Raw genomic sequence first — 13682 nt, forward strand, 5'->3', positions numbered from 1 at the left:
TCCAAGTGGTGATCGGCGCCGAACCAATGATGTAAAGCACGTCAGGCGTTATTACATCCACGAGGGGAGTGGACGATGTCAGCATCCGTTGCGGCACCTGTCCCTGCAACTGAAGAGCCAGCCGCCGAATGGGCCGTGCCCACATGGGAAGAAGTGGTCACCAACCACTCCGCCAAGGTGTATCGGCTCGCCTACCGGCTTACCGGCAACAAGTACGACGCCGAGGACCTCACCCAGGAGGTGTTCGTCCGTGTCTTCCGTTCCCTGGAGAACTTCAAGCCGGGAACCCTGGACGGCTGGCTGCACCGCATCACCACCAACCTCTTCCTGGACCAGGCCCGCCGCAAGAGCCGGATCCGCTTTGACGCGCTGGCCGAGGACGCCGAGTCACGGCTGCCCGGCCGGGAACCCGGTCCCGAGCAAAGCTTTGAACTCAATAACCTTGACCTGGACGTCCAGGCCGCCCTCGAGGAACTCCCGCCGGACTTCCGTGCCGCCGTCGTCCTGTGCGACCTTGAGGGACTGTCGTACGACGAAGTCGCCGAGGCCCTCGGTGTGAAGCTGGGCACGGTGCGGTCACGCATCCACCGCGGCCGGACCATGCTGCGCGAAAAGCTTGCCCACCGGGATCCGCGCCCGCAGCAGGCGCGCAAGCCGCGGCTGAAGATGCCCCGCATCGCCGGCATTCTCTGATCGGCGACATGCGTCAGCTACATCGCTTGCTGGAGGGGCTGAGGAAGAAGACAGGGTTGCCGACGCTTGGCGGCGCGCGGCACCCGCAGACAACGGACCATATCCGCGCGTGTGCCGAATGCGCCAGCGCCCTGCACCGGCAGCGCCAGTACATTGAGCGGCTCCGTACGGCCGAGGTACCGGCGGCCAGTGAGGAACTGACAGCCAGGCTGCTGCTCCGCACCCAGCAGTTGGCCATGGCGCCTGCCCCCGTTACCCGGCCCAGCCGGATGAGGCTGGCCGGGCTGGCCGGCGGGGTGGCCGTGGTGGCAGCCGGGGCGGTCGCCGCCGGAGCTTACGCCGCCGCTGGTGAACCGAGGCAGTATGCCGCGGGCGCGGCCTCGCTCTACGGCCAGTCCGGGCACTCGCCGGGAACGGACAGCCGCCTCGCCGCGCTGCGCTCCTCCGGCTGGACCTGCCCCGAACTGCGCGCGATGGGCTTCCGTCTTGTGTCCGCCAGCACAACAGTCCTGGCGGGCCAGCCCACGGTTGAACTGCGCCTCACCGATGGGCAGCACACAGCACGGATTCTGGAACAGCACCAGGGATCCCTGGCGGATCCCTGGCCAGTCAACCCGCTGACCGGCCATCCGGCGGGAATCGACGGTTACGTTCCCGTGGACATGCCCGGGGCGGCGGACGGCCGGGTCTGGGTCAAGGCAGGGTCGCCGTGGAGCGCGATTTACCAGACATCGGGAAGCACGTTCACCTATGTGTCGGACCTGCCTGCCGCCGCGGCTGACGACGCCGTGGCGATGCTCGCCGGGCCCGGAAACATGGCCGGACCTGGCCTCGCCGCCGGGGCGGACGCGGCCGGCGGCGCGGCGGCCACCGAGGGGCCGGTGCCGGAAACTGCCGTCGAACGGGTCGAGCGCGGCCTGCGCAAGATGGCCCGCCAGTTGGGGCTTTGAGACGCTTCCCCGTCGCTGCAGGATGCCCCCGCCAGGCGCGCTCGGGGTCGAAATCGTCACTGCCTCCCCGGAGAGGGTAATCTTCCTAAAGTGTTTGGAATCAACGGCCCGGAGTTTCTTCTTCTGCTGCTCATCGGCATCCTGGTGATCGGCCCCCAGAGGCTGCCCGAATACACCCAGAAACTGGCAAACCTGGTCCGTGAAGTGCGGCGGATGGCCTCCGGCGCCCGGGAACAGATCAAGGAAGAAGTCGGCATCGACATCGATGAAGTCGACTGGAAGAAGTATGACCCCCGGCAGTACGACCCGCGGCGCATCATCAAGGAAGCACTCCTCGAGGACGACGCCAAGCCGGTCAGTGCCGGCGGCCCGGCGGCGGTAGCCGCAGCCGCGTCGGCCGCCGCCACCCACTCCGAGGCGCGGCCGGAGCGCATCATCGAGCAGCTGCCCTACGGCGAAGCGGCCCCCTTCGATTCCGAGGCCACGTAGTCCCCAACCGCCCCCTAACCTCGCAAGTCCCCACCGGCTCCCCGCCTTCGCAAGCTCAGGCCGGGCCCCTCGCCGGCGTGGGCCCCGGCCAGGGAACCCGGCGGTCGTGGGCCCAGCCACCCGCTCCCCGCCTTCGCAAGTCCCCACCGGCTCCCCGCCTTCGCAAGCTCAGGCCGGGCCCCTCGCCGGCGTGGGCCCCGGCCAGGGAACCCGGCGGTCGTGGGCCCCGCCCCCGGCTCCATCAGCGGGGCTGGACGTCCAGCTTCATCCCGGCCAGGCCGCGCGGCCGGGCCGCGAGTTTCTCCGCGATGCCGGACAGCGCCGCTGCGGCCGGCGTGTCCGGGCCGCCCAGCACGATGGGCTTGCCGGAATCGCCGCCCTCGCGCAGGAGAATGTCCAGCGGGATCTGGCCCAGCAGCGGCACATCGGTCCCGGTCGACGCGCTCAGCCTCTCGGCGAGCACCTCTCCGCCGCCGGTGCCGAACAGGTCCATCCGCCCGCCATCGGGCATTTCCAGGAAGGACATGTTCTCGATGACTCCTGCCACTGTCTGCCCGGTCTGGGTGGCGATGGCACCGGCACGCTCCGCGACGTCGGCTGCGGCGGCCTGCGGCGTGGTGACCACCAGGATCTCGGCCTTGGGCAGCAGCGGCGCCACCGAGATGGCGATGTCCCCGGTGCCCGGCGGAAGATCCAGGAAGAGTGCGTCGAGGTCGCCGAAGTAGACGTCGGTGAGGAACTGCTCGAGGGCCCGGTGCAGCATGGGCCCGCGCCAGGCCACAGGCTGGTTGCCGGTGACGAACATGCCGATGGAAATGACTTTCACGCCGTAGGCCACCGGCGGGAGGATCATGTCGTCAACTCGGGTGGGGGCCTGGCTGATCCCCATCAGGGCCGGCACCGAGAAGCCGTACACATCCGCGTCCACGATGCCCACGCGCAGCCCCTGTGCCGCGAGTGAGCAGGCGAGGTTGACGGTCACGGAGGACTTGCCCACTCCGCCCTTGCCGCTGGCCACGGCAAAGACCTTGGTGAGGGACCCTGCCTGGTTGAACGGGATTCCGCGCTGGCCGCCGGGGCCGCGCAGCTGCTCCTTCAGTGCGTCGCGCTGCGCCTGTGTCATGACCTTCAGGTCAACCTCCACGCCGGTGACGCCGGGAACGTCCAGGAGCGCCGCCTCGGAGTCCTTGGTGATGGTGTCGCGCAGCGGGCAGCCGGCAATGGTGAGCAGCACCGCCAGCCGGACGGTCCCGTCGTCGGAGATCTCCACGGAATCAACCATGCCCAGTTCCGTGATGGGGCGGCGGAGTTCCGGGTCGATGACGGTTGCCAGGGCAGCGTTGACTGCCTGAACGAGGGTGGTGCTCATGCCGTAATGCTCAGCTTTCGGGAGGGGTGGGTCGGTGGGCTGGCCGGCCCTGCCGCATATTTTCAGACTTGACCTTGGGGATTTGCTGGGTGCGGGGATTGCGCTGCCTCTCCCGCTTCTCCTTCAGCTTTTCCCGGACCAGTTCGCGCGGCGATTCATGGCTTCCGGGCCCGGACGGTTCGTGGGAGCGGAGCTCCTCCTGGGCTTCCAGCAGGTCTTCGAGCAGGCTCCGCAGTTCCGCCCGGACGTAGTCGCGGGTGGCCACTTCACGCAGCGCGATCCGCAGCGCGGCCAGTTCCCTCGTGAGGTACTCGGTGTCCGACAGGTTGCGCTCGGCCCGCTGCCTGTCCTGCTGGAGCGACACGCGGTCGCGGTCGTCCTGGCGGTTTTGTGCGAGCAGCAGCAGCGGTGCGGCATAGGAGGCCTGCAGGGACAGCATGAGTGTCAGGAGCGTAAATCCGAGTTCGACCTTGTCGAACTGCCAATCCCTGGGCGCGAATGTGTTCCAGGCCAGCCAGAACGCACAAAACACGGTCATGTAAAGCAGGAACTGCGGCGTGCCCATGAAGCGGGCGAAGCCCTCGGTGGCATGGCCGAACGCATCAGGGTTGGGCGAGAGCTTCGGCAGGATGCGCTGGCGGCCGCTCAGCGGCGTGTCCAGGCTGCCCTGCGTACCCTGCTTGCCGCCCTGGCGGGCTCCCTTTGACGTGTTTTCAGCCAATGCGGCCACCAAGCTTCCTGACCGGAGCCTCGCCGTCATTCGCCCGCCAGTCATCGGGCAGCAGATGGTCCAGGACGTCGTCCACTGTCACTGCGCCCACCAGCCGGCCGGCCTGGTTGACCACGGGCAGCGAGTTCAGGTTGTACGTGGCGAGCGTGCGGGCCACTTCGCTGATGTGCGCCAGGTCCGAGAGCGGCTCGAGGTTCTTGTCCACGAGGTTGCCGAGAGACTCGAACGGCGGGAAGCGCAGCAGCTGCTGGATATGGACCACGCCGAGGAACCGGCCGGTGGGGGTCTCCAGCGGCGGACGGGCGATGAAGATGGAGGAAGCGAGTGCGGGGGAGAGTTCCTCGCGCCGGACGTGGGCGAGGGCCTCGGCCACCGTGGCCTCGGGCGGCAGGATGACCGGCACGGGGGTCATGAGGCCGCCGGCGGTGTCCTCGTCGTACTCGAGGAGGCGCCGGACGTCCTCGGCACCCTCGGGCTCCATCAGCTGAAGGAGTTCCTCGGCCTGTGCGGACGGGAGCTCGCCGAGGAGGTCGGCGGCATCGTCAGGGTCCATCTCCTCGAGGACGTCGGCGGCGCGCTGGACGTCGAGGGCGGAGAGGATTTCCACCTGGTCGTCCTCGGGCAGTTCCTGGAGGACGTCGGCGAGCCGCTCGTCCTGGAGTTCGCTGGCCACCTCGAAGCGCCGCTTGTCGCTCATTTCCTGCAGCGCTTCGGCGAAGTCCGCGGGCTTGAGGTCCTCGTGGTTGGCCACGAACTGCGTGGCGGCCTGGGGCTCGGTTTTGGCGCCCTGGTGCGCGTCGGCCCAGTCGATGATCATGGTCTCGTTGCGGCGCAGCCTGCTCAGGGGAGCCAGGGAATGCCCGCGCCGGACGAACAGCTTGCTCACGAACCAGTCGCCCGAACGGTGCTGGTCCATGGCGATGTCCTCGATAGTGGCGTCGCCGCTGCCATCGGTGAGGGTGACCCGGCGGTCGAACATTTCCGCCACCACCAGGGTCTCGGCGCCGCGCTGCTCAAAGCGGCGGAGGTTGACCAGGCCGGTGCAGATCACCTGCGTCTGGTCGATGGAGGTAATGCGGGTCATGGGAACGAAGACGCGCTTTTTGCCGGGGACTTCGACGACGATGCCCACCACGTGCGGGGCGCCCCGGGTTCCGCGGGAGAGCACCACGACGTCGCGCAGCCGCCCCAGACGGTCGCCCAAAGGGTCGAAGACGTCCAGTCCCAGGAGGCGCGCAACAAAGACGCGGGTAGGATTCGTGCTCACCTCTACAGGCTACCGAGTCTGCTCTCTTTTAGCTGAATTTTCAGCGTTCACCCATCCTTATGGGCAAGAATGGGGGTATGGCAAACATTTTTGGTGCTCCGAAGGCTGCGCCCAACGGGTCGGATGAATCGAAGACTGTCCCCACCGGGGATACCGTCGGCTCATATAACTCCTACCTGGACGCCCAAAAGGCCGTGGACTACCTCGCCGACCAGCAGTTCCCCGTGCACATGGTGTCCATCGTCGGGAACGACCTGAAGATGGTGGAACGGGTGACGGGCCGGCTCAGCTACCCCCGGGTGGCACTCTCCGGTGCCCTGAGCGGCATGTGGTTCGGCCTGTTCGTCGGCGTCATGCTGTCCTTCTTCACGCCCGCCGGCGGAACGTTTTCCATCATCAGCTCAGTCCTGATGGGCGCGGCGTTCTTCATGCTGTTCGGGATCGTCACCTACGCCATGCAGCGCGGCAAGCGCGACTTCACCTCCACCAGCCAGGTGGTTGCCACCAACTACGACGTCATCGTGGCCTTCGAGGCGGCCCATGAGGCGCGCCGGCTGCTGCAGCAGCTCCCCATGACGCCCTCGGACGCCTCTGCGGGTGCGCACACGGCGCCCTATACCCAACACGACTACCAGAACCAGCCGTACCAGCAGCATGGCCGGCACCAGGGCCCGCCTCCGGGCGCCTCCCACGGGCAGGCACCCCAGCGGCCGGCCAGCTGGAACGACCCCTACGGCCAGCGCGGCCAGGACGCTAACCAGCAATACGGCCCAAACCAGCAATACGGCACTGGTCAGCAATACGGCACAGGCCAGCAGCATGGTGCAGGGCAGCCTCAGGACCCTAACCAGCAATACGGCCCAAACCAGCAATACGGTGCAGGCCAGCAGGGCCAGCAATATGGCGCACAGCAGCCGTACGGCGCCAACGAGCAGTACGGTGCCGGCCAGCAGGACGGCGCCCACCAGCACGACCAGGCCGCAGAGCCCACGCCGGCAACGGGCCAGCGCCCGGCGTCGTCCATCCGTTACCCGGACCTGCCGGACGGCCGGCCGCAGTACGGCGTGCGGGTGGACCCGAACCAGCCCGAGCAGGGCCGGGACGGCCAGCAGCAGTAGCCCCGGACAGCAACAAGGGCCAGCACAAAACAAGAGCCAGTGCAAAGGGAAGGCCACCGGATCATCCGGTGGCCTTCCCTTTGTGCATGAACCCCTATGCCTTGGCGTCGATCTCCTGGTAGATGCCCGCCATCCAGGCCTCGACGTCGTCTGCCGTTCGGGGGAGCGCCGCGCTGAGGTTCACCGGGCCCCCGGCGGTCATCAGGATGTCGTCCTCGATGCGCACGCCGATGCCGCGGTACTCCTCGGGAATGGCCAGGTCTTCCTGCTTGAAGTACAGGCCGGGCTCGATGGTGAAGACCATCCCCTCCCGCAGCACGCCGTCCAGGTAGAGTTCCCGCTTGGCCTGGGCGCAGTCGTGGACGTCGAGGCCGAGGTGGTGGCTGGTGCCGTGCGGCATCCAGCGCCGGTGCTGCTGCCCGTCTTCACTGAGGGCCTCCTCGACGGAGACCGGGAGCAGGCCCCATTCAGCCAGCCGTTCCGCGAGGACAGTGGTTGCGGCGGTGTGGACGTCGCGGAACTTCACGCCGATCTGGGCGGCCGCGAAGCCGGCGTCGGCGGCGTCCAGGACGGCCTCGTAAATCTTGCGCTGGATGTCCGAGAACTTGCCCGTGGCCGGGAGCGTGCGCGTGATGTCCGCGGTGTAGAGCGAATCGGCCTCAACGCCGGCGTCCAGCAGGATGAGTTCCCCGGCGTTGACCTTGCCGGTGTTGCGGGTCCAGTGCAGCACCGTGGCGTTGTTTCCGGAGGCGGCAATGGTGTCGTAGCCCAGTTCATTGCCTGCCTCCCGGGCACGGGCAAAGAAGGCGCCTTCCACCACGCGCTCGCCGCGGGCATGCGTCAGGGCGCGGGGCAGGGCCTTGACCACTTCGGTGAAGCCCTCCACGGTGGCGGCCACCGCGGTCTGCATCTGTTCGATTTCCCACTCGTCCTTGGTCAGGCGCAGTTCGGAGAGCGCTTCGGACAGCTTCTCATCGAGGGCGTCCAGAACACCAAGGTCCAGGTTGTCGGGGTCCTTGGCTGTGTTGTAACGGGCGGTATCCACGAGCGCGTCGATGTTTTCGTCCACCTTGCGCACCAGCCGGATGGAGATGCCGCCGATTTCGGGGGCGCCGACGTTCTTGGTGACGGCCACTTCAAGTTCGTCGATGTGGGCGGTGGGGATGCCGAGCCGGGCCTCAAACTCCGCCAGTGTGGGCCGCGGGCCGATCCAGAATTCACCCGACCGCGCGTCGGCGTAGAACTGTTCCGTATCCCGGCCGGCCAGCGGCCGGAAGTAGAGCGTGGCGCGGTGGCTGCCGCCGTCGTCGCCCTTTCCTTCTCCGACAGGTTCGAAGATGAGCACGGCGTCGGGCTCATGGTCCAGCCCGAGGCCGGTGAGGTGCGCGAATCCGGAGTGCGGCCGGAAGCGGTAATCGCAGTCGTTGGACCGGACCTTCAGGGGCCCGGCCGGAAGCACCAGGCGTTCGCCCTTGAACTGGTCGGAAATGGCCCGCCGCCTCCTCGCGGCGTGGCTGGCGACGGCGTCCCGCTGAGGGGTCTCCTGCGGGGCGGGCGCCCAGTTGCTGGCCATGAAGGCCTTGAAGGCCGCGGAAGTGGGCCGCTGGGAGCGGTTGTTAACGCGCTCTTCCAGGGGCTGGGAAGCTGTGGTTTCACCGTTGTGGGTGTTATCTGCATCGTTCACGGTCCCATAGTCTCACCCGTCTGCGCGCGCCATCTACTAGGCTGGGCAGGTGAGGATTGATCTGCACGCCCACTCGAATGTTTCCGACGGCACGGAGACACCGGCCGAGGTCATGGCTGCCGCGGCGGCGGCAGGGCTGAACGTTATCGCGCTGACCGACCATGACTCCACGGACGGCTGGGCGGAAGCGTCGCGGGCTGCGGTCGACAACGGCGTGGCCCTGGTGCCCGGCATGGAGATTTCGTGCCGCACGGACCAGGGGATCAGCGTCCACCTCCTGAGCTACCTGCACGACCCCACGCACCCCGGCCTGCTCGAAGAAATCACGAAGGCCCGGGACGCCCGCCTCACCCGCGCCGAACGCATGGTCACTTTGCTGGCCGAGGACTACCCCCTGAGCTGGGACGACGTCATCCATCATGTGGCGCCGGGTGCCACGCTGGGCCGGCCGCACATCGCCGATGCCCTGGTGGCGGCCGGAGTGGTGGCGGACCGGTCCGAGGCCTTCACCTCGATCCTTACCTCGCACTCGCGCTACTTCGTGCAGCACTACGCGCCCGAGCCGGCCCTCGCCGTCGAACTGGTGCGCGCCGCGGGCGGGGTTCCCGTTTTTGCGCACCCGGTGGCGTCCGCGCGCGGGCGCGTCGTGGGCGAAAGCACGTACCACGACATGATCGACGCCGGCCTGTCCGGCCTGGAGGTGAACCACCGGGACAACCCCGCGGAGGGCCGGGAATTCCTCCGGAAGCTGGCTGCCCGGCACGGGCTCCTGGTGACGGGGTCCTCGGACTACCACGGGCTGGGCAAGCCGAACCGCCTCGGCGAGAACCTGACTGCGCCGGACGTGTTCGAACGGATCGAGGAGCTGGGGACGGGCACCGACGTCGTCCGCTGATCCAAGAGCGCTGACCCAACGGTGCGCTGGCCCAACTGACTGGCAGTAGTAGTCGTTTTGGGCCCTCAAAACGACAACTACTGCGAGCTAGTTGGGCGGGTAGGACGCGATCTCGGCATGCGCCCCGAGCCGCTTGGCCATGACGTCTATGGCTGGCTGATTCTGGTCCACGCAGACGAACCTGCGCCCCATCTTGGCCGCGACGGCGCCGAGCGTGCCGGAACCGGCGAAGAAATCCAGGCACCAGTCGCCCGGGCGGCTGGACGCTGCCACGACGCGGCGCACCAAGCCCTCGGGCTTCTGTGTGGGGTAGCCCGTTTTTTCCTTGCCCGTGGGGGAGACAATCGTGTGCCACCAGACGTCCGTGGGCAGCTTGCCCAGCTCCCGCTTGGCCGGAGTCACGAGCCCCGGGGCCATGTAAGGTTCCCGATCCACCTCGGCGCTGTTGAAATGGTACTTCGCCGGATTTTTGACGTAGACGAGGATGTTGTCGTGCTTGGTGGGCCAGCGGTTTTTGGCGCGCGCACCGTAGTCGTAGGCCCAGATGATCTCGTTGAGGAAGCAGGCCCGGCCAAAGATGGCGTCCAGCATGACCTTGGCGTAGTGCACCTCGCGGTAGTCAAGGTGCAGGTACAGGGTGCCGTCGTCGGCCAGGAGCCGCCAGGCCTCCACCAGGCGCGGCTCGAGGAACGACCAGTAGTCGCTGAACGCGTCGTCGTAGCGGTGCAGGGCGCCCTTGATGGTGTCGTACGAGCGGCCCTTGAAGCCCACCCGGTCGCCGTCGCCGTCGGCGTTGAGCACCATCTTGGTTTCCTGGCGCTGCTGGGCCCGTCCCGTGTTGAAGGGCGGATCCACGTAGATCAGTGTGAAGGCGCCGTCCGGCAGCGTGGGGAGGAAGTCCGCGTTATCCGCGTGCACCACCAGGTTGCTGCCGTCCGGCGCCCAGACAGTTTCAGTCATTGAGGCTATGGGGCCTCGGTGCCGGGCTGCTGGCCGGTGGCTGCGGATTCCCCGCCGGAGACCACTTCGCCGTTGCGGCGGCGCGTGCGGGTGCGGGTGCGGCGCGCGCGTGCCGGCTGCTCGCCTTCAGCGGTTGCCGTGGCGGCGGAACCGGTTGCAGCTTCTGCACCGGTGTCTGAAGCGCGGGTGTCTGATGAACGACGGCGGCGCTCGCCCGAGCGGTTGGCGGACTCGCCGCCGCGGCGGCTGCCGTCCCTGCCCCCGGAGCGGCCGGAGTCGCGCTTGCGGGAGCGGCTGTTCTTCTTGCCCGTCTCGCCCAGGTCCTCCAGGACCTCGGCGTCGACGCCGGCGAGGGTGCGCTTGCTGCGCGGCAGCCGGCCCTTGGTGCCCTCCGGAATGTCCAGGTCGGTGTACAGGTGCGGCGAGGACGAGTAGGTCTCGACGGGCTCGGGGACGTTCAGCCCCAGCGCCTTGTTCACCAGCCCCCAGCGCGGCATGTCGTCCCAGTCTACGAACGTCACGGCCGTGCCTTTGTTGCCGGCGCGGCCGGTGCGGCCCACCCGGTGCAGGTAGATCTTCTCGTCTTCAACGCACTGGTAGTTGATGACGTGGGTGACGTCGTCGACGTCGATGCCGCGGGCGGCAACGTCGGTGGCCACCAGGACGTCCACCTTGTTGTTGCGGAACGCCCGCAGGGCCTGCTCGCGGGCGCCCTGTCCGAGGTCGCCGTGGATGGCGGCGGCGGCAAAACCGCGGTCCACCAGTTCCTCGGCCACCTTCGCGGCAGTCCGCTTGGTCTTGGTGAAGATGATGGTGCGGCCCCGCTCGCGGGCCTGCAGGATCCGGGAGACCACCTCGGTCTTGTCCAGGCTGTGGGCGCGGTAGATCAGCTGGCGGATATCGCGCTTGGTGAGCCCCTCATCGTTGGGGTCGGCGGCGCGGATGTGCGTGGGCTGCGTCATGTAGCGGCGTGCCATCGCAATGACGGGGCCGGGCATGGTGGCGGAGAACAGCAGGGTCTGGCGGACCGCGGGGGTGCCGGCGATGAGGGTTTCGACGTCGGGCAGGAAGCCGAGGTCGAGCATCTCGTCGGCCTCGTCCAGGACCACGATCTTGACGTTCTTCAGCACCAGGTGGCGCTGCTTGAAGAGGTCGATGAGGCGGCCCGGGGTGCCGACGACCACTTCCACGCCCTTCTGCAGGGCCTCGATCTGCGGTTCGTAGGCGCGGCCGCCGTAGATCGTGGCGATCCGCACGTTGCGCTTGCGGGAGGCGGTCTGCAGGTCATTGGCCACCTGGACGGCAAGTTCGCGGGTGGGAACGATCACCATGGCCTGCGGAGCGCCGGGGGAGGGGAGCTTGTCGAAGCCGGCGTCGTCCCGGCCCAGCACGCGCTGCAGGACGGGGATACCGAAGCCGAGCGTCTTGCCGGTGCCGGTCTTGGCCTGGCCGATGATGTCGTGGCCGGTCAGGGCCACCGGCAGCGTCATGGCCTGGATCGGGAAGGGGTGCGTGATGCCGGCGTCCGCCAGGGACTCGACGATGTCGGGACGGACATCGAAGTCGGCAAACGTCTTTTCGGCTATCTCGTGCGGCTTCTCGTCCGAGATGATGGTCTCTTCCGGCTCGATGGTCTCGGTGCCGGTGTCATCGGAGAGCAGCTGGTGGGTATGCAATTCACTCACAGGGGAGTTTCCTTATTCATTTAGGCATTGGCGCCGCCTGCTCAACGGGGCGGGCACGGGGCCGTTCCGGAGCACGCTCAGGCGCGCAAGCAATTCCAGTGGAAGCCGATCGCGGGCTATCTAATTGCCGGCACTGGGGACCGGCGGGTGTGACTCAAGATCGCGTAGGGGCGGGCTTGTTGAATTCAAATCAAGGAAATCAACGACCGGGCATCCATTACTACCCACCCAGTCTACTGGCAAATCCGTGGTTTCCCTGACTCAGGCCGCCGCAGGCGCACGTTGCGGCCGCGGGAACTGCCGTCCGGGGCGCATCAGCCGACGAGCTCGAGGCGGACCTCCCGTGTTGCGATGTCGGAGGAGATGAGCCGGACGCGGACCCTGGTGCCGGGCTCCATTTCCCCTTCACACCTGGCCGTCACCGCCGGTTCCGCGATCTGGACCACCCCGGAGGGGCCGGACCCGTTGGCCCCCTTGCCGTTGGCACCGTTCCCGTTCCCGTTGCCGGCCCCGTTGCTGTTCCCTGCGCCGTTGCCGTTGCCGTTTTTGGCCGGCTTCGATCCGGAGATCACCACCGCGTCGAACTCCTGCCCGATGTGGTTGATCAGCAGCGCGGCTTCCACGGTGTCCAGGGCAAGGCGTTCCATCCGCCCCGCCAGCTGGTCCGAGTACGCCATGATCTCGGGCAGTGAGGGCAGCGCCTCGCGGGCCCAGGCAGGCACGGGGCGGTTGTTGCTCAGTGCCTCGCAGATGACCAGCACAAACCGGTCCACGAGGCGGCGCAGCGGGGCCGTGGTGTGGGCGTACGCCGTGCCGATGGCTGACTGGACGGCGTCCTCCGGGACGGTTCCGTCGAAATGCGTGTACGCGGCCCCGCGGAAGAGCATGCCGGCCGAATGGAGGATGGCCAGTTGCCGGTGGTCGGTGGGGTCGAGGGTGCGCAGGTATTCGCCGTAGCTTTCCTGCCCGTCCCACGGTTTGCCCAGCGCGGCTGTCTGGCGTTTGAAGTGGCTGAGTGAGCGTTCGTCCGGGGCAGGCATGGTGCGCAGGATCCCCACTTTTCCCTCAAGCATCAGGGAGGCTGCGGCCATTCCGGTCATGAGCGAAATCTGGGCGTTCCAGTCCTCCACCGGGAGCTGCGGCACCGCCACGATCTGGTAGCCGCCGTCACTAAGCTGGACGATCTCCTGTTCGGGCATGTTCAGGCTGGCGCCGCCGCGGGCCCGCTCCAGGTCCACACGCTTGCGTCCCACCTCGCGCAGAAGCTGCAGCATGGGCGAAGCTGTCCCGGCGTCCAGTTCCGCCTGGACTGCCCTGTAATTGAGTTTGGCCCGGCTCCGCACGGCAGCCCGGCGCACCAGCACGGACAGCACCTCAGCGGCGGCGTCGAGCTCGAACTCCCAGACGAAGGCGGAGCACAGCTGCCCGGCCAACAGGCTGCCCGCGTTCTCGCTGATGACCTCCGGATGCAGCGGGATCCGGCCGTCCGGCGCATAGAACGTCTGCCCGCGGCGCCGGGTCTCGGCGTCGAGCGCGCCGCCGGGCTGCACGAAGGACGGAACGTCGGCGATAGCGTAAAGGATCCGGTAGCCGTCACCTAGCCGTTCGATGAAGAGCGCCTGGTCAAGGTCGGTGGACGACGGCGGGTCGATGGTCAGGAACTCCACGCCGGTCAGGTCCAGGGCCGGGAATTCGCGGTCGGCGACGGCGGCTTCGGCCTCCTTGAGCACGTCCTCGGGGAATTCGCCCGGGAGCTCGAGTTCCGTCCGCAGCGCGCTCAGGGCATCGGCGAGCGCGTTGGTCTGCTCGTGGACGCTGGGCGACAGCCGATGATGTGACACG

Annotated in this window: 12 protein-coding genes; 5 read left to right on the forward strand and 7 right to left on the reverse strand. The window is 67.9% G+C overall.

What is annotated here, in order from left to right; genetic code table 11:
• Positions 1–75 precede the first annotated feature (75 nt).
• The 3 genes from sigE to BWQ92_RS17425 all read left to right on the forward strand — a co-directional run bounded on the left by sigE (position 76) and on the right by BWQ92_RS17425 (position 2132).
• A complete protein-coding gene (sigE, locus tag BWQ92_RS17415) occupies positions 76–693 on the forward strand; it encodes an RNA polymerase sigma factor SigE (protein WP_076801540.1) in 618 nt (205 codons plus the stop codon).
• 56 nt (positions 694–749) lie between these two features.
• Positions 750–1643, forward strand: coding sequence for a hypothetical protein (locus BWQ92_RS17420; RefSeq protein ID WP_083706352.1), 894 nt, complete (start codon positions 750–752; stop codon positions 1641–1643).
• A gap of 90 nt (positions 1644–1733) precedes the next feature.
• Positions 1734–2132 carry a Sec-independent protein translocase TatB gene (locus tag BWQ92_RS17425; protein ID WP_076801542.1) on the forward strand — a complete coding sequence of 133 codons (399 nt, stop codon included), beginning with the start codon at positions 1734–1736 and terminating at the stop codon, positions 2130–2132.
• 241 nt (positions 2133–2373) lie between these two features.
• Here the strand turns inward: BWQ92_RS17425 and BWQ92_RS17430 are convergent, their stop codons facing one another.
• The 3 genes from BWQ92_RS17430 to BWQ92_RS17440 are packed head-to-tail and all read right to left on the reverse strand — an operon-like array spanning position 2374 to position 5498.
• On the reverse strand, positions 2374–3501 hold the full coding sequence (locus BWQ92_RS17430; RefSeq protein ID WP_076801544.1) for an Mrp/NBP35 family ATP-binding protein: 1128 nt from the start codon (positions 3499–3501) through the stop codon (positions 2374–2376).
• Between the two features lie 10 nt (positions 3502–3511).
• Entirely contained in the window at positions 3512–4234 is a 723-nt protein-coding gene (locus BWQ92_RS17435; protein WP_076801547.1) for a DUF1003 domain-containing protein, read from the reverse strand.
• Positions 4215–5498: a magnesium transporter MgtE N-terminal domain-containing protein gene (locus BWQ92_RS17440; protein WP_003805129.1), complete on the reverse strand. Its 1284-nt coding sequence runs from the start codon at positions 5496–5498 to the stop codon at positions 4215–4217. The genes BWQ92_RS17435 and BWQ92_RS17440 overlap by 20 nt, the downstream gene beginning before the upstream one ends.
• 77 nt (positions 5499–5575) lie before the next feature.
• Here BWQ92_RS17440 and BWQ92_RS17445 point away from each other — a divergent pair, with 77 nt between their 5' ends.
• Complete coding sequence (locus BWQ92_RS17445; protein WP_076801549.1) at positions 5576–6616, forward strand: general stress protein; 1041 nt, start codon at positions 5576–5578, stop codon at positions 6614–6616.
• A gap of 94 nt (positions 6617–6710) precedes the next feature.
• On the opposite strand, the gene BWQ92_RS17450 is transcribed toward BWQ92_RS17445, so the two are convergent.
• Positions 6711–8300, reverse strand: a complete 1590-nt coding sequence (locus BWQ92_RS17450) for an aminopeptidase P family protein (protein WP_076801551.1) — start codon at positions 8298–8300, stop codon at positions 6711–6713.
• Between the two features lie 49 nt (positions 8301–8349).
• On the opposite strand from BWQ92_RS17450, the gene BWQ92_RS17455 reads away from it, so the two are divergent.
• Positions 8350–9195 carry a PHP domain-containing protein gene (locus BWQ92_RS17455; RefSeq protein WP_076801554.1) on the forward strand — a complete coding sequence of 282 codons (846 nt, stop codon included), beginning with the start codon at positions 8350–8352 and terminating at the stop codon, positions 9193–9195.
• An 87-nt stretch (positions 9196–9282) separates the two neighbouring features.
• Here BWQ92_RS17455 and BWQ92_RS17460 read toward each other — a convergent pair whose 3' ends face one another.
• The 3 genes from BWQ92_RS17460 to BWQ92_RS17470 form a co-directional block, all read right to left on the reverse strand.
• Complete coding sequence (locus BWQ92_RS17460; RefSeq protein ID WP_076801556.1) at positions 9283–10155, reverse strand: DNA-methyltransferase; 873 nt, start codon at positions 10153–10155, stop codon at positions 9283–9285.
• A gap of 5 nt (positions 10156–10160) precedes the next feature.
• Positions 10161–11840, reverse strand: coding sequence for a DEAD/DEAH box helicase (locus tag BWQ92_RS17465; protein WP_076801558.1), 1680 nt, complete (start codon positions 11838–11840; stop codon positions 10161–10163).
• Positions 11841–12154: 314 nt separating this feature from the next.
• Positions 12155–13681 carry an RNB domain-containing ribonuclease gene (locus BWQ92_RS17470; RefSeq protein WP_076801561.1) on the reverse strand — a complete coding sequence of 509 codons (1527 nt, stop codon included), beginning with the start codon at positions 13679–13681 and terminating at the stop codon, positions 12155–12157.
• Between the last annotated feature and the right edge of the window lies 1 nt (position 13682).

The organism is Arthrobacter sp. QXT-31 (genome assembly GCF_001969265.1).
In the GTDB taxonomy this organism is placed as follows: domain Bacteria; phylum Actinomycetota; class Actinomycetes; order Actinomycetales; family Micrococcaceae; genus Arthrobacter.